Here is a 19,217-nt window from a genome sequence, read left to right on the forward strand (position 1 = left end):
GATGTTCGAGAGGTTCACCGACCGCGCGCGGCGGGTTGTCGTCCTGGCTCAGGAAGAAGCCCGGATGCTCAACCACAACTACATCGGCACCGAGCACATCCTCCTGGGCTTGATCCACGAGGGTGAGGGTGTCGCCGCTAAGGCCCTGGAGAGCCTCGGGATTTCGCTCGAGGCGGTCCGCCAGCAGGTTGAGGAGATCATCGGGCAGGGGCAGCAGGCCCCGTCCGGCCACATCCCCTTCACTCCTCGGGCGAAGAAGGTCCTGGAGCTGTCGCTCCGCGAGGCCCTCCAGCTCGGCCACAACTACATCGGGACCGAGCACATCCTGCTCGGCCTCATCCGCGAGGGCGAGGGCGTCGCCGCCCAGGTCCTCGTGAAGCTCGGCGCGGACCTGAACCGGGTCCGGCAGCAGGTCATCCAGCTGCTGTCCGGCTACCAGGGCGGCGGCAAGGAGTCGGCCACGGCCGGCGGCCCGACCGAGGGCACCCCCTCGACCTCGCTGGTCCTGGACCAGTTCGGGCGCAACCTCACCCAGGCGGCCCGCGAGTCCAAGCTCGACCCGGTGATCGGGCGCGAGAAGGAGATCGAGCGGGTCATGCAGGTGCTGTCCCGCCGCACCAAGAACAACCCGGTGCTGATCGGCGAGCCCGGCGTCGGCAAGACCGCCGTCGTGGAGGGCCTGGCCCAGGCGATCGTCAAGGGCGAGGTGCCCGAGACGATCAAGGACAAGCAGCTCTACACCCTGGACCTGGGCGCCCTGGTCGCCGGCTCCCGCTACCGCGGTGACTTCGAGGAGCGCCTGAAGAAGGTGCTCAAGGAGATCCGCACCCGCGGCGACATCATCCTGTTCATCGACGAGATCCACACCCTGGTGGGTGCGGGTGCCGCCGAGGGCGCGATCGACGCGGCCAGCATCCTCAAGCCCATGCTGGCCCGGGGCGAGCTGCAGACCATCGGCGCCACCACGCTGGACGAGTACCGCAAGCACCTGGAGAAGGACGCCGCGCTGGAGCGCCGCTTCCAGCCGATCCAGGTCGCCGAGCCCTCGCTCAAGCACACCATCGAGATCCTCAAGGGCCTCCGGGACCGCTACGAGGCGCACCACCGGGTCTCCATCACCGACGCGGCCCTGGTCGCCGCGGCGACCCTGGCGGACCGCTACATCTCGGACCGCTTCCTGCCGGACAAGGCGATCGACCTCATCGACGAGGCCGGCTCGCGCATGCGCATCCGCCGCATGACCGCGCCGCCGGACCTGCGCGAGTTCGACGAGAAGATCGCGGGCGTCCGTCGGGACAAGGAGTCCGCGATCGACGCGCAGGACTTCGAGAAGGCCGCCTCGCTCCGCGACTCGGAGAAGCAGCTCCTGCAGGCCAAGGCCAAGCGGGAGAAGGAGTGGAAGGCCGGCGACATGGACGTCGTCGCCGAGGTGGACGAGGAGCTGATCGCCGAGGTGCTGGCGACGGCCACCGGCATCCCGGTCTTCAAGCTCACCGAGGAGGAGTCCTCCCGGCTGCTGCGCATGGAGGACGAGCTGCACAAGCGCGTCATCGGCCAGAAGGACGCCATCAAGGCGCTCTCCCAGGCCATCCGGCGCACCCGTGCGGGCCTCAAGGACCCCAAGCGCCCCGGCGGCTCGTTCATCTTCGCCGGCCCGTCCGGCGTCGGTAAGACCGAGCTCAGCAAGACCCTCGCCGAGTTCCTCTTCGGCGACGAGGACGCGCTGATCCAGCTGGACATGTCCGAGTTCAGCGAGAAGCACACCGTCTCGCGGCTGTTCGGCTCGCCTCCCGGCTACGTCGGGTACGAGGAGGGCGGCCAGCTCACCGAGAAGGTGCGCCGCAAGCCGTTCTCGGTCGTCCTCTTCGACGAGGTCGAGAAGGCCCACCCGGACATCTTCAACTCGCTGCTGCAGATCCTGGAGGACGGTCGGCTGACCGACAGCCAGGGCCGGGTCGTCGACTTCAAGAACACGGTCATCATCATGACCACCAACCTCGGCACCCGGGACATCTCCAAGGGCTTCAACCTGGGCTTCGCCGCCCAGGGCGACCTGTCCACCGGGTACGAGCGGATGAAGAACAAGGTCGGCGAGGAGCTCAAGCAGCACTTCCGCCCCGAGTTCCTCAACCGTGTCGACGACATCGTGGTGTTCCACCAGCTGTCCGAGGAAGACATCATCCAGATCGTCGACCTCATGGCCGCCAAGGTGGACGGCCGGCTGCAGGACCGCGACATGGGTCTGGAACTGACCCCCGCCGCCAAGTCCCTGCTCGCCAAGCGCGGCTACGACCCGATCCTGGGTGCCCGCCCGCTGCGCCGCACCATCCAGCGCGAGATCGAGGACGTGCTCTCCGAGAAGATCCTCTTCGGCGAGCTGCGCTCCGGCCACATCGTCCTGGTCGACGTCGAGGGCGAGGGCAAGAACGCCAAGTTCACCTTCACCGGCGCCGACAAGGTCCCGGTGGCGGATGCCCCGCCGGTCGCCGCCAGCGGCCCGGACCTCACCAAGGGCTGACCGGCACGGTCGGCACCACGTACGCAGGGCCCGGCTCCCCGAAAGGGGGGCCGGGCCCTGCGGCGTGTCGTGGAGCTGGAGCGCAAGCTGCTCGACGACTCGGCCCCGCCGACCTCGTCGCAGCCTGGTGTTGACCGCTATAGAAGGGTTTTCGGCTGGTAGAGCGCGGCGCGGGCCCAGCTGTACGGCCGCCACGCGATGTCCACGTCGACTCCGGCCAGGTGTTCCTGGCCGCGGACCAGTTCGGGATGGCCGCTGCGCACTTCGACGTGCCGTAGGCGTCGAAGTGGGGCGAGCTGGGCCAGATCGAGCGACTGGTCGGCGATGCCGCGGAGCACCAACGATTCGAGTTCCGGATAGCAGCGGACCAGGAAGCGGAATTCTGCCACCTCCTGCGGACGGTAGAGCACCAGGTGACGGACCGAGGGCAGGACCGGAGCCGAGTCGAGCAGTGCCAGATTCTCGTCGTCCAGCACGAGGGTGTGCAGACGCGGCAGATCGGCGAGCGGTGCGAGGGAGGCCTTGGAGGGCGCGGAGATGTTGAGTTCCAGGTGCTCCAACTCCGTGAAGCGGAGCAGGCCGGTGAACGGACGGCCCACATCCATGAGCCGCAGCCGGAGCCTGCGCAGGGAGGCAGGGAGCGCACTCAGCCGGTCCTGGTCGATGACCCCGTCGGTCGGTAGGACGAGCGAGGTCAGCCTGGCCATGTCGGCCAGGGCGTACAGCGAGCGGTACCGGCCCGAGACCAGATGGAGTGCTTCCAGGCCGAGACCGGAGAGCGGCCACAGATCGGCTTTGTGGACCTGGAGGGAGAGGAAGCGGAGCGCGGAGCAGCCGGACAGCGCGCTGAGGTCGGCCTCGCCCCACTGCTGGTCCAGCTCGAGATGGGCCAACTGCAACTCGCCGTACTTCTCGATCTCCGTCCGGCTGAGCGGGCCGGCGTGTCGGATGCTCCGGTGCCCGCCCGCCGATCCGATGAAGTCGACCTGGTCGGGGGCCGAGATCGAGAGCGGGTCGTCGCTCTGTAGCCGCACGATGACCTGGCGTCCGTACTCGACCGTGTCGAAGCGTGCCCAGGCGTTCGCCAGGGTCAGTCGCAGCGGGCCGTCTGGATGGTCGGCATAGCGGGCCAGCAGCGGGATCGCGCGGGGGTCGGCCGTCTGGATCGCCGCCTGCACCACGGCGCGCGCGGTCGGGCGGTCCAAGCCGTCGGGCCCGGGTAGCAGCTCCAGGATGGCCGAGCCGGCCCGCGCGAGGCGGTCTGCGGCCTCCATGTCCCGGGGCGGGAGCAGTCTGGCGGCCTCGTCCTCCACCTGGGTCTGCATGGCCGGGGAGAGTTCGACCGCGTACTCCAGGCAGGTCATTGCGAGGATCACCAGGCGGGCGCTCTCCTCGGAGTCGAGACGTGCCTGGCGCAGCAGACGGCTCAGCAGGTCGGCGCGGACGGCCGGCGAGGCGTGCCACACAGACATCCGGATGACGTCCTCCCACTGGTCGTCATGGGCATTGCGGACCAGCAGACCCAGATCTCCTTCCTGGACGGCGGCTCGCGCAGCCAGATAGTCCTGGAAGGTGCGGTGGATGAAGTCCACCGAGGTCGGTGTCGGCTGCCGCAGCAGACCGCACCGGTCGATCAGGTGGTCCAGTACGGCGACGGGAGCGCCGGTAACCCCACGCAGAGAGGGCAGGGCTCCCTGGACGATCTGCAGCGCCCTGCCGTAGGCCATTTCCGTCGCGCCGTTCTTGACCAGCCAGTAGGCCATGCGTTGCAGCAGTTGCGGGTAGTGACTCGAGTCGATGCCCAGGTCCCCGGCCAGTCTGATACCCCGGTCTCCGTCGCGGCGGGTCAGCAGGAGCTCCAGGGCTGCGGTGTAGAGCTCCATCCGACCGGTTCGGCAGATGCCCGCGCCGGTCCCGGTTGAGGGCGCATATCAGCGCGCACAGCAGCGGGTTGGTGGCAAGTCTGGACAGGTCCTGTTTGCTCGTCACCTTGGCGGACAGATCGTCGCGGAGCCGCGCCAGCCGTGTCGCGTCGTCGTCGTCCGCGGCCTCGTGCCATTTGACGATGAAACGGTTGACGTCGTTCCGACTCATGGGCAGCAGTTCGAGTTCGGTGAACTGCAGGGCGTCCAGCCAACCGGCCCGTACCGCGGCCGGGCGAGTGGTGACGATGAACCTGCTCTTCGGGTGGGCGGCGATGAGCTGGCGCAGCCACTGCCGGGCGCGTGAGCGCTGGTCCTCGGGCACCTCGTCCACGCCGTCGACGAGCAGAAGCACACGACCCAGTCCCAGCTGTCTGGTGACCCAACCGCGTGCCTCCGGCCGACCGGTCAGCCCGAGGGCCACATGTGCGAGGAAGTCCTCGGGCTGCGGCAGCGCCCCGGTCGACGGCATGGCTCTGAGCCTGAGCAGCAGTGGGACGAAGCCGTCCAGATCGGCCAGTGACGGTGGGAGTTCGCGCCGCGCAACGATGGTGGTCAACCACTGGAGCAGGGTGGTCTTCCCAGAACCCGCCTGGCCGCGGAGGAGGACCCGGGGCTGTCCGGCGAGGGCTTGCTCGGCACGTTGGGCCGAAGTGTCGCCCTGCAGTTCCAGGCTGAGGTAGCTGGCGTCCAGGGACCAGAACTCCTCGCCGCCGCCGGGTGGGTTGAGTCCGAATATCTGCACGCTGCTGGTCTGCTCGATGATGACCCGGCGCAGCTCCGCCTCGAAGTCGTCGGCGTCGGGGGCGGTGGACCGGGTGACGTCCAGGCGTGCGCCATTGCGCTCGCAGGCCGCCATGAAGCGGGCGTCGTCCAGCAGGGCAGTGGCGGGCGTCAGCTCCAGACGGCCGTGGCGCCAGGTGCCGGCGGGGTCCGCGCGGACCACCCCTGCGATGCGGCCGTCCAGGAAGACGGCCGCCCCGGAGAATCCTGCCCAGGGTGAGCCTCCGTCAGGCTTGGGCGCCGGTGCGCCGTGCGCGCTGTCGAGTACCTGCCGGTGCCTCAGCATGCCGGAGCCGGGCTTCAGAGTGCCCGCGAGCTGCTCGCTGTCGAGCTCGCCCGCGGCGTCGCGCTGAGCCTGTGGATAGCCGATGGCACTGGTGTGCGGACGCGGTGAGAGATCCTCCACCCTGGTCCAGCCGGGCGCCTGTCCTGCGGCGGCGGTCAGGTCGTCGTCGGCGACCAGCAGCGCGGCGTCGCAGCCATCCTCGTAGCGCGACCAGGCCACTCGGCAGCGAACGGGGGCCGAGCGCCCGGGGACAATCACCGAGGGCGGTTGCTCGCCCAGCAGATGCGCCGCGGTCAGCACGAGCCAGGGGGTGAGCAGGTAGCCGCTACCCTGGCTGGCGCCGAGGACGGCGGCGATGCGCTCGCGTTGCGGGTGGATCATCGGTGAATCCTTTCCCGGTCGGGCTCAGCGGATGGCGAAGGTGCTGACCGAGGTGGGCCGGGCGCCCTGGCTGATGCCGAAGATGGAGAGCGGGACGGGGGCTTGGTAGTGCTGGATCTCGACCTGGCAGCCGTACAGGTCGCTGAGGTCGGAGGCCAGCAGGGACTCGTCCGGCGGCTCGGAGGAGTCCACCGCCAGGGTGAGGCTGCGGAGGTTCGGGTAGAGCCGGGCCAATTCGGCGGGGTTGATCCGGCTAGGTACTAGCAGTTCCAGCTTGGTGATCTGTGGGAGCGGGCGTTGCCGGGGGAGCTCGGCGAAGTCCTCGTGGCTGATCCGGAGTTGGCGCAGCCGGGTGAGTCCCGGGAGCCTTCCGCGGTCGGCCGCGGTGGCCCGGAAGGCGTCGAAGGACAAGTGGGTCAGTCCGCTGAGGGAGCCCAAGTGCTCCCAGAGCCGGGGGCCGGACTCGTAACGGCCGATGTGGAGGTGGGTCAGGCCGGGCGGGAGGGCCAGCCCCGGGATCTCGGTCTCGCTGACGATGCCGAGCACCCGGATGGAGGCGGAGTCGCCGAGCGCGGCGGCGTTCCGCAGCTCGGTGTTGGTGTGCAGGTAGAGGTCCTCCACCGGGTGGCGGGGGAGCGGGCCGAGGTCGATGGGGCTGGTGCAGTCGCTGAGCCAGAAGTTGCGGGCACGGGTGCGCCCCAGCACGTCGTCGAGGTCGATCGGGTTCGGGATGTCGTGCAGCCGCAGCTGGTCCAGCCCCGGTGGGAGCAGCGCCAGGTCCGCCATGGTGAGCGGACCGGAGCACTCGATGCGCGGGCGGTGGCCCAGCGTGTTCAGGAACTCCAGCTGTTCCCGGGACTTGACCATGAAGCGGAAGGTGTCGTGGAAGGCCAGTCGGGCGATGACCCGTTCGCCGTACTCCACGGTGTCGAAGCGGTCCCAGGCCGAGGTGAGCTGGCCGCGGACGTTGGTCGAGGGATGGTCGACGTACCGGAGGATCAGCGGGATGGCCTGGCTGGTGGCGACCGTGGTGGCGGCCACCGCCACGGCGTAGGCGGTGGTCTGTTCCAGGTCCTCGGGGCCGGGGAGCAGTCCGAGGATGAGCGGTCCGGCCGCTGCCAGGTCCCGGGCGGCCTCGGTGTCCTGCGGCGGGATGAGCGTGGCGGTGCGGTCGGTTACCTGCTGTCGGACCGCGGGGTCCAGTTCGGTCGCGTGTTCCAGACAGGTAGCCGCGAGCAGCCAGAGCCGCTTGTCGCCGTTCTCGTCGGCCCGCTGCAGCAACGAGCGCAGCAGCGCGGCGCGTTCTCGGGGGCGTCCGTGGCCGACGGCCATGCGGATCACGTCGTGCCACTGGTCGTCGACGGCGTTGGCGACCAGCAGGCCGAAGTCCTCATCCTCGACGGCGGCCTTGGCGGCGAGGTAGTCCTGGAAGGTGCGGTGGACGAAGTCGACGGAGTCGGCGGTGGGCTGGCGCAGCAGGCCGCTGCGGACCAGCAGGTGGTGCAGCACCTGCTCGGCGTCGGCGGTGATCGCGGGCATCGCCGGGAGGGCTTCGGCGAGCTTGCGGACGGCCAGCGCCCGGTCGATCTCCACCGCCCCGTTCTTGGCCAGCCAGTAGGCCAGCCGCTGCAGCAGCTGGGTCTGCTGATCGACGGTCAGCCGGAGCCCGTCCTGGCCGAGGATGCCGCGTTCGCGGTCGCGGCGGACCAGCAGCATCTCCAGGGCAGCGGAGTAGAGCTCCATCCGGCCCTCGGGCAGGTAGCCGTTGCGGTCGCGGTTGAGGGCGCAGATCAGCGCGCACATCAACGGGCTGTTGGCGAGACGGCCCAGGTCCTGCTTGGTGACCACGGCGGTGCGCAGCTTCTCGCACCACTCCGGCAGCCGGGGGTCGTCACCGGCCGCGGTGTGCCATTTTCCGATGAAGGCGGAGACGTCGCTGCGGCTCATCGGCAGCAGCTCCAGCTCGGTGAAGCCCGCCTGGGTCAGCCAGCCCTCGCGGACCGCGGAGGGGCGGGTGGTGACCACGTAGCGGCAGTCGGGGTAGGCGTCCAGCAGGTCCAGCAGCCAGCGGCGGGTCCGGGCCCGGTCCGCCTCCGGGACCTCGTCCACGCCGTCCACCAGCAGCAGCACCCGGCCGGCCGCCAGCTGCGCGGTGACCCAGCCGGCCGACCCGGCGCTGCCGCTGAGCGGTCGGGCGACGGTGGCCAGGAACTCCTCGGGGCTGGGGAGTTCGTCGCGCTGCGCCACGGCGCGCAGCCGGATCAGCAGCGGGACGCAGTCGTCCAGGTCGGACAGCGGGGACGGCAGGTCGCGGCGGGCGGTGGCGGTGGCGAGCCACTGCAGCAGGGTGGTCTTGCCCGAGCCGGCCGATCCGCGCACCAGCACCCGCCGGTGGCCGGCCAGGGCCTGCTCGGCGCGCTGGGCCGTCGGCCCCTGCTCGTCGGCGTCCTGCGCGGCGGAGCCGCCGAGCAGTTCCAGGCTGAGGTAGCTGGTGTCCAGCGGCCAGGAGTCGTCCTCGTCGCCGCCCCGGCTCAGTCCGATGATGTGCAGGGTGCTGGACTGCCTGACGACGAAGGCACGGTAGCGCTCCTCGAAGTCGTCGACCGGGGTGCGCACCCGCTTCCAGGCCAGGGCGTTGTTGTTGCTGTCGCAGGTGGGCTTGAACAGCGGGGAGTCCAGGATGGTCGTGGCCGGGGTGATCTCCACCCGTCCGTGCCGCCACTGCGCCGGATCCGCGCGGACGACGCCGACCAGGCGGTTCTCCACGAAGACGGCCGATCCGGAGAAGCCCGCCCAGGGTGAGCCGCCGTCGGGCCGGGCCGCGGGTGCGCCGTGCAGGCTGTCCAGGACCTGGCGGTGCCGCAGCAGGCCCGAACCGGGTTTCAGGGTGCCGAAGAGCTGCTCCCCGTCCAGTTCGCCGTCGGCACCGGCGACCGCGGGGAAGCCGATGGCATGCGCGCCGGGGAGCGGCGCGAGGTCGTCGACCTTGCCCCAGACCAGGGTGCTGAACTCGCGGAAGCTCCGGGACGGCACCAACTCCCGTTCGGAGAGCAGCAGCGCGGCGTCGCACTCCTCGTCGTAGCGGGTCCAGGCGACGGAGCAGTGCTGCGGACCGGTCCCCCCGGGAACGACGACGGTGGGCTGCTCGGCTCCGCGGACCACATGAGCCGCCGTCAGCACCAGCCAGGGGGTGAGCAGGTAGCCGCTGCCCTGGCTGGTGCCGAAGACGGCGGCGATGCGCTGCCGCTGGGGGTGCGCCGCCATCTCAGTTGCCGGCCCCGAACCTGGAGGTCCCGCCCGGCTCCTGGTTGCCGACCTCGATCGGGGCGCCGCTCGCGGCGTCCTTGGGGGTGAGCGTGAAGGACACCCGGTGCGTGGTCGCCCGCGACGCCTTGGCCTCGGCCTCGGCGCTGAGCACCCAGGCCTTCACCCCGCCCCTGGCCCCGGCCTCGCGGCGGAGTTCCACCGCGAAGTCCATCTGGATCGGGCCGACCTCGAAACGGATCGGGGCGCCGGCCCCGTCCAGGGCGGCCCGGACCAGCTGTTCACGGATGGCACGGACTGCGGTGGAGAGCTCGATCTCGCTGAAGTCGGACACGGATCCCCCGGAGCGTCATGATCTGGAGATCCGACGGTACGACAGGTCCGGGCCCTCCGTCAGGAGTTCGGGCGGCTCAGCCCTGCCGCCGGCGCAGCCACCAGGCCTCGCCGCCGACGGCCAGCAGCAGCAGGACCGCGGTGGCGATGCTGACGGCGTAGCCGAGGGTGGCGTGCGGGGGCGCCAGCCGCACCGTGACGGTGTGCTTGCCGGCCGGCACGGCCACGGTGACCAGGCCCTGGTCGGCGGGGAGCAGCGCGGCGGACTTGCCGTCGACGGTGGCGACCCAGCCGGACTGGTCGGCGTCGGCGACGACCAGGTAGCCGGCACCCTTGGCGTCGACCTCGGTGGTCACCGTGTCGGTGCCGTCCTTGGTGACGTCCACGCTCGCGGACTGCCCGGAGGCGGCGGGGCCGGGGGAGTTGAGCACGACCTGGTCGGCGCCGACCTTGCCGGAGGAGAGCAGGGCGAGCCGGGCCGCCTGGTCGGGCACGACCGTGGCGGTGGAGGCCCAGCGGATCCTCGGCTGGGCGTTGAGCCGCAGGTAGATGGCGGAGTCCTCGACGTGGACCAGCCGCAGCCCGTCGTCCTCGCCCTCGATGGTGGAGAGGGCAAGCGCGCCCTGGTCGGCGGCCACGGTGAGCGGGGTGCTGCCGTGCACGGTGAGGCTGGCGGTCAGCTTGGTGCCGGCGGCCACGCTGTCGGCGGCGACCGGGACGTTGAACCCGACGCCCTTGTAGATGGTGCTGGTCAGCCGGCTGCTGGTGGCCACCGTCTTGCCGGAGGCGTCCTTGATCACTACTTCCAGGGTGGCGGTGCTGCCGGTCTGCAGCGTGTTGGCGGCGGTCACGGCGATCCCGCGCAGCGGGCCGGTCTGGGTGACCGGCACGGTGACCGTGGTGCCGGGCTGGAGTGTGGTGGTGGTGCCGTCGGTGGGCGCGTTCACCGGGTTGCCGAGCACCGGGTCGCTCGGGGCGGTCACGAAGTACTTGGTGCCGAGTAGGTCCAGCACCGGGTTGGTCGCCTGGGCGTGGTCGGCGTTGAAGTCGATGTAGGTCTCAAAGAAGATGGGGTTGCCGGGAATCTGCTCGACCAGTGTCGCGAAGGGCGCGTTGATGAAGGTGTGCCCGTTCACCGAACGCAGGTCGTAGGCGGCGTTGGTGCCGAACACCATGCCGCTGCTGGACGAGGCGAAACGCTGACCGCCCAGGTTGGCGGCCAGGTACCTGTGGGTGTCCGTCTCCGGGTAGAAGGCGGTCTTGCTTGACTTTGGGTAGTACGCCGACATGTAGGCGCCGCCCTGGGCGGCGACCAGCAGCGGCAGCGCCGCAGCGGCGGCGAAGCGCAGCACGAGCAGCGTCCGCTTGCGGCCCCAGGCCGGGTCCGGGCGGCGCACCAGACGGAGGATCAGGACGCAGACTCCGGCGGCGGCGAGCATCAGCGCGCCGATCAGCAGGTGGTGCTTGAACGCCTGCACGGACGCCCTGTTGTGGGTGGCGACCACGGCGTGGTGGCCGTGGACCACCAGTACGGCGCCCAGCGCGAGGATCCCCGCGCCCAGGACGAAGGGCCACACCCGCAGCAGGGCCAGACGTCCGGTCAGCCGGGGGAGCTCGGCACGGCGCCGCAGCAGCAGGTCGAAGCCGACCGCGGCGAGGACGCCGAGCAGGAAGTCCAGGATGCTGCGGCTGCGACCGATGTAGTTGGCCGCGAACAGGGCCCGCGAGACCGGCAGCTTCTGCAGCACCTCCAGCGGTGCGCCGCCCACGTAGATCAGCAGGGTCCAGCCCGCGGCCAGGGCGAACAGCACGATCCAGACCCCGCGCGGCAGCAGCGCCCGGCCCCGGCGGGGCATCGCGAGCGCGACCAGCACCAGCACCACGGCGGCGGCGCTGATGTACGACATGGCCTCGACGAGGTTGGGCTTCAGGATGAACATCGGCTGCTGGGTGACGTTGGCGGTGCCGAACACCCAGGGGCTGAACGTCTCCAGCAGGTTGATGGCGGCCAGGTGCATCTGCGGGGTCTGTGCGCGCCCCTGGACCAGCCAGGTCGGATAGAAGTAGAGGAAGCCCACCATCTGGAACATCGCCAGCCCGGCCCCGGCCGCCAGTCCGCCCAGCGCGCCGAGTGCGGTGAGGGCCAGCCGCTTCGGTGTGGTCCGGTACTCGGCCAGCAGCCGGACCACGGTGTAGACGCCGGCCGTGAGCATGGCGTAGGCCATCACCGAGGGGAAGCCGCCCAGCAGCAGTGACGCGACCGGGATCGCGACCAGGGCCGCGTCGCGCACCCTGCGCTCCTGGATCAGCCGTTCCAGGGTCCAGAACAGCACCGGGATGAAGGCGGCCACCCGGGTCTGCGGGAAGCCCACCCAGGACACCATGAAGGCGCTGCCGGCGAAGATCAGTCCGCCGGTGACCGCGGCGGCCGGGGAGACCCGTAGCCTGCGCAGGAAGAGGAAACTGCCGGCGACTGCACAGACGATCTCCAGCAGCCGCCCGTAGGCGGGTGCGATCCAGGTCGGCAGCAGGTAGTAGGGGACGGTCAGCGGGGACCACAGCGCCTGGTTGGGGACGTTCCCGAGGTTGGTACCGCCGGCCTCGTAGGGGTTCCAGCCGGTCCCCTCACCCTTCTGGAGCTCCTGCTTGAACAGGATGGTCGAGGGGAGTTCGGAGGTGTAGGTGTCGTCCAGCAGCCAGTTGTGGGTGGGCGGCCCGCTCAGACCGGCATCCAGCCAGGGGCTGGAGCTGACCATCTCGTCGGTGGCGGTCAGCGTCGAGTTGCCGGCCAGTTGACCCCCGATGCCCCAGAGCGCGAACAGCACAGCGGCGAGGACTGCCAGCACGCTCAGCGGGCGCGGCAGATTACGGCGTCGAAGCATCGTGGTCCCAGGCAGGTGTGTCGCGGTCGGATGAGGGCCGGCGGCGCCGACGTCCGGAGGATACGGATGAGCCTAGGCGAGGCGGGTGCGGGGGGCTCGGGAGGGGTGCCCCCGCTTGTGAATCCCCGCTATGCCGTCGCTCCGCCCCGCGAGGGACGTGGAGTCGATCATCCCGTGAAAATGAGAGGATAGCCAAAACCTCGTGCCATGGATACCGTATGGGCTTGCTGTCCGGGGGGAAGATGGCACTCCAAAACTTCGCCTCCGTGCGTAAGCGGACCGGGGGCTCCCGAGAGGAATACCCAGCGTGATGCTCACCGATCCCGGCCGCTCCTTCAAGGAGGCCGAGCCGCAGGCCGCCAAGGCCGGCCAGGCGGACCAGGCGGATGCGTCCGACCGGCCGCACGTCTCGATCGTGCTTCCTTGCTACAACGAGGAACCGCACCTCATGCTGGAGCTCAAGCGGATCAGCCAGGCGATGGACGAGTCCGGCTACACCTACGAGCTGCTGGCCGTCGACGACTGCTCGACCGACGGCACCCTCAAGGTGATCCAGGAAGCCGAGCTGGAGTTCCCGAACCTGCGGGCCATCGCCTTCCGCCGCAACGGCGGGGCCGGCACCGTGCGCCGGATCGGCTCGCAGATGGCCCGTGGCGAGATCGTGGTCTGGACCGACGCGGACATGACCTACCCGAACGACCGCATCCCGGAGCTGGTCCGGATGCTCGACGAGGACGGCAGCATCGACCAGGTCGTCGGCGCGCGCACCACCGAGGAGGGGTCGCACAAGATCCTCCGCGTCCCCGCCAAATGGGTCGTCCGGAAGATCGCAGAAAAGCTGGCGGGTCAACGTATCCCGGACCTGAACTCCGGGTTGCGGGCAATGCGACGGGATGTTGCGCTTCCGTATCTCCGACTGCTTCCGCCGGGATTCTCCTGCGTCACCACGATCACCCTTGCATTCCTGTCGAATCAGCATGACATCAGCTACTTGCCGATCGACTACGCCAAAAGGGCGGGTAAGTCCAAGTTCCGGTTCGTCAAGGACGCCTACCGGTACATCCTTCAGGTCCTCCGCATGGTGATGTACTTCAACCCGCTCAAGGTCCTGATGCCGCTCGCCCTGTGGCTGATCGGTATCGGCCTGGCCAAGGGCGTGTACGACATGGTGGAGCACCCGGTCCGGTTCGCCGTCAACACCGTGCTGATCTTCATCACCGGTCTGCTGGTCGCCTCGCTGGCGCTGCTGGCCGACCTGATCGTGCGGTCCCGGCAGGACTGAACGGGCTCGGGCCCGGCCGGTGACACCGGCCGGGCCCGAGCAACCCCGGCAGGACCCTCAGCTCCTGGTGAGAACCTTCACCAGGGGCTGAACCCTTGACGGGGCACTGAACGGCGCTCCGCCTGCTACGGGTTCCGTGGGGGTACGGGGGGTCGCTCCCCGGAGAGCTGGAGTACCAGGGGCTGGACCACTGCTGCGGGGCCGAAGCGGTCCTCGGCGGCGGCGCGGGCGGCCTGCTTCATCCGGTCGAGCTCGCCGCGGTCCTCGGCGAGCTTCCGCAGCGCCGCGGCCAGGGCCGCCGGGTCGCCCGGCGGTACCAGCACCGCGGCGTCGCCCAGCTCGCGCCGCTGCGGCTCGGTGTCGGAGGTGATCAGGGCGCAGCCGGCGGCCGCGCCCTGGAAGACCTTGTTGGGGACGACCCGCAGCGCCTTGGGCCCGGTGCCGAAGATGCCCAGGCAGACGTCGTGACCGGCCACCAGCGCGGGCAGTTCGGCCGCGGGCACCCAGTCCAGCCAGCGGACCGAGCCGTCGGTCGGGGCCGCGCTCCTGGCGGCCTCGGAGTCCTGCCCGCGTCCGATCATCGTCAGCTCGACCCCCGCGCCGTCCAGCGCGGCCAGTGCCTCGGTGATCACCGGAGCGCCCTGCAGCGGGGTGAACAGGCCGTAGAAGACCACGCTCAGCGGGCCGGGAGCGGGGTCTGTGGCGGGGTCCGTGGCGGGGTCTGCGGCCTCGCGGGCCGCTGCCGCCGCCGCGCCTGCCTCGAACCAGTACCCGGGTGCGCCGACCGGCACCACCACGGCGCGCTCCTGGTCGGCCTCGGGCAGCGCCAGGCGGTGCTCCTCGGTGTCCACCACGACCACGGTGGCGGCCTTCAGCGCACCCGCGTCGATGGCCCGCAGCAGCACCTGCTTGAGGCCGCCGCTGGACAGCCTGCGGTCCTTGGCCGTGTCGCTGGCGCTGATCAGGTGGTCCAGCACGATCGGGGTGCGCCGGAACAGCAGCCGGGCCAGCCGCACGTCGAAGTGGCCGAGGTACCCCACCAGGATCACGTCGGGCCGCGGCATCTTCCGGGCCGTCCGGGCCAGCCGCCACCAGCGGTCGGCCAGCCGCAGCAGCAGCAGCGGAACCCGCCAGGGCTGGGCCAGCATGGCCACCCGCCCCGCGGTGTCCAGGCCCAGCGGGACGTTGCACTCCTCAACGTCCATGCCGTGGGACCGCAGCCCGTCGGCGATGATGCCGACCCGGGGGTGTGAGGACGTGTCGTAGGTGCCGAAGACCAGAACGCGCATGGGACGAAGAGTAGGGCACCGGTCGGTCGGGGCCGCAGCGGGCTCCGGGAGTGCGGTCCAAGGCCCGGAAATCAACCCTCGCTGCGATCGCCCCGAACGGGCTAGAGTGACCGCGGTCGGAGGATGTCAGCGCACTGAGGGGTATCTATGGACGCCAGGACGACGGGAGACCGTCCGGGAACGGCGCCGGTCATGGACGCGGTCGCACCACTGATGCCCAACACGTGGCTCAGGTACGACGCGATCGCCCGGCTGTTGCCCGACGGGGTGACCGATGTTCTGGAGATCGGCTGCGGACAGGGAGCCGTGGGGGCGCGACTCGCGCTGCGCTACGACGACTACCTGGGGATCGAGCCGGACGAGACCTCGTACACCGTGGCCAGCGGGCGGGTGGCTGCGGTCGGCCGGGGCCGGGTGAAGAACCTGATGGCCAAGGAGCTGGGCGACCAGCAGTTCGACATGGTGTGCGCCTTCGAGGTGCTGGAGCACCTGGAGGACGACCGGGCGGCGCTGGCGGAGTTCGCCGGGAAGGTGAAGCCCGGTGGGTGGCTGCTGCTGTCGGTGCCGGCCTACCAGGACCGGTTCGGCGCCTGGGACGAGTTGGTGGGGCACTTCCGCCGCTACGACCCGGCCGGCCTGACCGAACTGCTGCACAGCGCCGGCTTCGAGGACGTCGAGGTGCTGCACTGCGGCGCCGGTCTGGGCTTCGTCCTGGAGGGCATCCGCAACGCCATCGGCAAGCGCAGGCTCGCGCGTGCGGCGGACACGTCGATCGAGGAGCGCACCGCGGGCTCCGGGCGGCTGTTCCAGCCGAGCGGTCGGCTCCGCGGTGCGGCCATCCGCCTGGGCACCGACCCGTTCCGCTTCCTGCAGCGGGCGTTCCCCGAGAAGGGCACCGGCCTGGTCGTCCGAGCCCGCCGCGCCAAGGACACGACAGCCGGGGCCTGAACCGGCGCTCCGGGCCGGGTGCCCGGTTCCGGTCTCAGGTCGGGCGGATATGCTCCCCGCATGCCCGACCCCGTAGTCAACGAAGCTGAGCAGGACCTTCCCCAGCACACGCACGCCCCGGAGACCGAGGCCCGGACGGGCTGGGTCGGGCGTGTGCGCGCGGCCATGAGCAAGGGGCCGATGGGGCGGGTCGTGCGGGTGGGCTTCGTCCTGGCTGCCGTCGGGGGCGGGGGCTACGCCCTGGCCTCCCAGTGGAGCCAGGTCAAGTCCGGGCTGTCGGATCTGAGCTGGCCGACCCTGGTCGGGGCCCTGGTGGCCCTCCTGGTGGCGTCGGTGGCCAGTATGCAGGGCTGGCGCACCCTGCTGGCGGGGTTCGGTTCCAGGCCGCCGCTGCGCGGAGCCGCGCAGGTGTTCTTCGTCGGCCAGCTCGGCAAGTACCTCCCGGGCTCGGTGTGGTCCGTGGTGGCGCAGATGGACCTGGGCCGGGCGTACAAGATCCCGCCGCGGCGTTCGGCGAGCGCCGCCGCGCTCGCGATGCTGGTCTCGGTGGCCAGTGGACTGCTCTGCACGGTCTGCGCGCTCCCCTTCCTCCAGGGCGGTTCGACCGGCGGCTACGGCTGGGCGTTCCTCGCGGTGCCGGTGATCCTGGCGATGCTGCACCCCCGGCTGCTCAACCCGCTGCTGGACCGGCTGCTTAAGCTGGCCCGCAGGCCGGCTCTGGAGCACCGGGTCTCGGGTCGCACGATCACCCTCTCGCTGGCCTGGTCCCTGCTGTACTGGGGGCTGGTCGGACTGCAGATCTGGATCCTGGTGGTGGGCATGGGCGTCCCCGCCCTGAAGGCACTGGCCCCCTCCATCGGTGGTTTCGCCTTCGCCTGGAGCGTGGGCTTCCTGATCATCATCGCCCCGGCCGGCGCCGGGGTACGCGACGTCATCCTGGCCGCGATGCTGACGCCGATCATGGACGTGGGCCTGGCCACTGCGGTGGCGCTGGTGTCCAGGGTGCTGACGGTCGTGGCCGATCTGCTGGTCGCTGCGCTGGCGGGCTGGCTCGGTCGGGGCAGGGCCGCCGCTGCGGCGGCAGCCGCGGCGCAGGAGGGGCCTGGGGGCCCGGAGGGCAGTCCGGGGGACCAGGGCCGCGGCTGATCCGCAGCTCGTCGACCCGCCGTTCGTCGACCCGCAGCTCGCTGACCCGTAGTTCGTCCAGGGCCGCGCGGACCAGCGCGGCCGCGCCGCCCGGTTCGGTGACGTCGGCCCAGGCGAAGCGGAGCAGCGGCTGGCCGTTGCGGTGCGAGCGGGCCGGCCCCTCGCGCCGGCCGCAGACCTCGCCGAGCAGCGGGCGGCGCAGCCCGCGGTGCCAGCAGAACGCCGCTCGGGCCACCTGAAGTTGGTCCGGGGCGACCCCGCCGCGGACGCAGTCCAGCCGGACCGCGGACTCCAGCGGGGCCGCGGCCCTTCCGTCCGCGAGCGGCAGCAGGGACCGGGCCGGATCGGCCCGGGGCCGGTACCGCAGGGCGCGGTCCACCGCGCCGAGGTCGGCGAGCAGCCCCTGGTGCAGCGCCGAGTCCAGCAGCCCGAGCCCCTGCTCCTCCGGCAGCCGCAGCAGCAGGTCGGCCAGGGTGCGCGCGACCGAGGTCAGCGGCAGGCCGCGGCGGCGGACCACCTCGCCCGGCCCCAGCGCCGCCAGGTGCAGCCGTAGCCGCAGATCCGGCCGGGGGTGCCGGCCACGCGGCAGGTAGACGTCGACGTGGGGCGGTTCGGACGGCAGTCCGCGCAGCCGCAGCAGCCGGGCCGCTGTGCCCAGGCCGACCACGCTGCTGGGTCCGCAGCGCAGATGGGCGGCCCAGGCCCGGGCCAGCAGCGGCGGCCGTCCGCCCGGGCCGCGGGCCGTGGGCGGGGTGGTCAGGTACACCCCGTGGTGCAGCGCCGCCCAGCGCCCCTGGCGGACCAGGACGCGGATCTGGTCCCGGGGCAGCCCGGCCTCCAGGGCCTGGCGGGCCAGGACGACGCCGCCCTGGCGGCGGGCGAGTACCTCGACGGTGCGGTGCGCGGAGACTGCTGCGGAATGGGTCATGGCCCGAGCCTGCCGTGCCCGGGCCGGGACCGCATCTCCGCCCTGTGGATAACCCGGCTCCGATGTGATGATCGGTCAGGAAGTGGTCGCGCCTTCGGCGATGGCCTCCTCGACCTCCGCGACCCGGGCCGCCTCCTCGGCGGCGAAGCGCTGGGCGTCCAGCTGCTCGGCGATCTCCTCGTCCTGCTGCATCAGCAGGTCGAGGTTGGAGTCGCCCAGTTCGAGGACGCCCATGTCGACGTAGGCCTGCTGCAGCCGCGGCCCCCACAGCCCGATGTCCTTGACGCAGGGCACGATCCGGGAGAACAGCAGCTTGCGGAAGAACTGGAGGTACTCGCTCTGCTCGCTGATCTCCTCGGCGTCCTGCAGCGGGATGCCGAAGTTGGTCAGCACCTCCACCCCGCGGATCCGGTCCCGCATCAGGTAGCAGCCCTCGATCACGAACTCCTCGCGCTCGGCGAGCTCCGCCGAGGAGAGGCCGGCGTAGTAGTCGCGCAGCGCCATCCGCCCGAAGGCCACGTGCCGGGCCTCGTCCTGCATCACATAGGCCAGCAGCTGCTTGGGCAGCGGCTTGCTGGTGGTGTCCCGCAGCAGCCCGAACGCGGCCAGCGCCAGGCCCTCGATCAGCACCTGCATGCCGAGGTACGGCATGTCCCAGCGGGAGTCCCGCAGGGTGTCCCCGAGCAGGGCCTGGAGGTTGTCGTTGATCGGGTAGAGCATCCCGATCTTCTCGTGCAGGAACCGGGAGTACAGCTCCGCGTGGCGGGCCTCGTCCATGGTCTGGGTGGCCGAGTAGAACTTGGCGTCCAGGTCCGGGACGGACTCCACGATGCGGGCCGCGCACACCATGGCGCCCTGCTCACCGTGCAGGAACTGGCTGAACTGCCAGGACGCGTAGTGCCGGCGCAGGTCGGCCCGCTCCTTGGAGCCGAACCTGTCCCAGTACCGGGTGCCGTGGATGGCCATGGCCTCGTCCGGCAGCCCGAGCGGGTCGTAGGGGTCCACCTCCAGGGACCAGTCGATCCGCTTCACCGCGTCCCACTGCTTGTCCTTGCCCTTCTGGTAGAGCGCGAGCAGGCGGTCCCGGCCGTCGTCGTACTCCCAGTTGAACCGCGCCGCTCCGGACGCGGGGACGGTCCAGGTTCCTTCGGCGACCGGGACGGTGTAGAGGGGATGAGTCGACATCGAGGCGCTCCTCGTCGTGTGCGTCGCGGGGTGGTGCAGGGCACACTGAGGAGCGTCACACGAAGTTACT

The 19,217-nt window shown here is 71.0% G+C and carries 11 protein-coding genes and 1 pseudogene; 4 read left to right on the forward strand and 8 right to left on the reverse strand.

Annotated features, from left to right (window positions below):
* The first annotated feature begins 1 nt into the window (after position 1).
* Complete coding sequence (locus ABUW04_RS06040; protein WP_030254103.1) at positions 2-2,518, forward strand: ATP-dependent Clp protease ATP-binding subunit; 2,517 nt, start codon at positions 2-4, stop codon at positions 2,516-2,518.
* A 137-nt stretch (positions 2,519-2,655) separates the two neighbouring features.
* Here ABUW04_RS06040 and ABUW04_RS06045 read toward each other — a convergent pair whose 3' ends face one another.
* The 5 genes from ABUW04_RS06045 to ABUW04_RS06065 form a co-directional block, all read right to left on the reverse strand.
* On the reverse strand, positions 2,656-4,110 hold the full coding sequence (locus ABUW04_RS06045) for a hypothetical protein (RefSeq protein WP_380563476.1): 1,455 nt from the start codon (positions 4,108-4,110) through the stop codon (positions 2,656-2,658).
* On the reverse strand, positions 4,016-5,890 hold the full coding sequence (locus tag ABUW04_RS06050; protein WP_380563477.1) for an NACHT domain-containing protein: 1,875 nt from the start codon (positions 5,888-5,890) through the stop codon (positions 4,016-4,018). The genes ABUW04_RS06045 and ABUW04_RS06050 overlap by 95 nt, the downstream gene beginning before the upstream one ends.
* A 24-nt stretch (positions 5,891-5,914) precedes the next feature.
* Positions 5,915-9,154: an NACHT domain-containing protein gene (locus tag ABUW04_RS06055; protein ID WP_380563478.1), complete on the reverse strand. Its 3,240-nt coding sequence runs from the start codon at positions 9,152-9,154 to the stop codon at positions 5,915-5,917.
* A gap of 1 nt (position 9,155) precedes the next feature.
* Positions 9,156-9,488: a trypco2 family protein gene (locus ABUW04_RS06060; RefSeq protein ID WP_380563479.1), complete on the reverse strand. Its 333-nt coding sequence runs from the start codon at positions 9,486-9,488 to the stop codon at positions 9,156-9,158.
* Between the two features lie 76 nt (positions 9,489-9,564).
* Positions 9,565-12,369 carry a YfhO family protein gene (locus tag ABUW04_RS06065; RefSeq protein WP_380563480.1) on the reverse strand — a complete coding sequence of 935 codons (2,805 nt, stop codon included), beginning with the start codon at positions 12,367-12,369 and terminating at the stop codon, positions 9,565-9,567.
* 310 nt (positions 12,370-12,679) lie between these two features.
* Between ABUW04_RS06065 and ABUW04_RS06070 the strand changes: the two genes are divergently transcribed.
* Positions 12,680-13,651 carry a glycosyltransferase family 2 protein gene (locus ABUW04_RS06070; RefSeq protein WP_084714203.1) on the forward strand — a complete coding sequence of 324 codons (972 nt, stop codon included), beginning with the start codon at positions 12,680-12,682 and terminating at the stop codon, positions 13,649-13,651.
* Positions 13,652-13,776: 125 nt separating this feature from the next.
* Here ABUW04_RS06070 and ABUW04_RS06075 read toward each other — a convergent pair whose 3' ends face one another.
* Entirely contained in the window at positions 13,777-14,940 is a 1,164-nt protein-coding gene (locus tag ABUW04_RS06075; RefSeq protein WP_380563481.1) for a glycosyltransferase, read from the reverse strand.
* A 213-nt stretch (positions 14,941-15,153) separates the two neighbouring features.
* On the opposite strand from ABUW04_RS06075, the gene ABUW04_RS06080 reads away from it, so the two are divergent.
* Both ABUW04_RS06080 and ABUW04_RS06085 read left to right on the forward strand, forming a co-directional pair.
* Entirely contained in the window at positions 15,154-15,888 is a 735-nt protein-coding gene (locus ABUW04_RS06080; RefSeq protein WP_380563482.1) for a class I SAM-dependent methyltransferase, read from the forward strand.
* 60 nt (positions 15,889-15,948) lie between these two features.
* Positions 15,949-17,034 (forward strand): lysylphosphatidylglycerol synthase transmembrane domain-containing protein, encoded by a 1,086-nt coding sequence (locus ABUW04_RS06085; RefSeq protein WP_380563483.1) that lies wholly within the window; start codon positions 15,949-15,951, stop codon positions 17,032-17,034.
* Between the two features lie 769 nt (positions 17,035-17,803).
* Here ABUW04_RS06085 and ABUW04_RS06090 read toward each other — a convergent pair.
* Together ABUW04_RS06090 and ABUW04_RS06095 are read right to left on the reverse strand one after the other, a co-directional pair.
* Positions 17,804-17,962, reverse strand: a pseudogene (locus tag ABUW04_RS06090) (type IV toxin-antitoxin system AbiEi family antitoxin domain-containing protein); the annotation flags it as partial.
* Between the two features lie 75 nt (positions 17,963-18,037).
* Positions 18,038-19,147, reverse strand: a complete 1,110-nt coding sequence (locus ABUW04_RS06095) for a ferritin-like domain-containing protein (protein ID WP_380563484.1) — start codon at positions 19,145-19,147, stop codon at positions 18,038-18,040.
* Positions 19,148-19,217 lie beyond the last annotated feature (70 nt).

This window comes from Streptacidiphilus jeojiensis (assembly GCF_042510965.1).
In the GTDB taxonomy this organism is placed as follows: domain Bacteria; phylum Actinomycetota; class Actinomycetes; order Streptomycetales; family Streptomycetaceae; genus Streptacidiphilus; species Streptacidiphilus jeojiensis.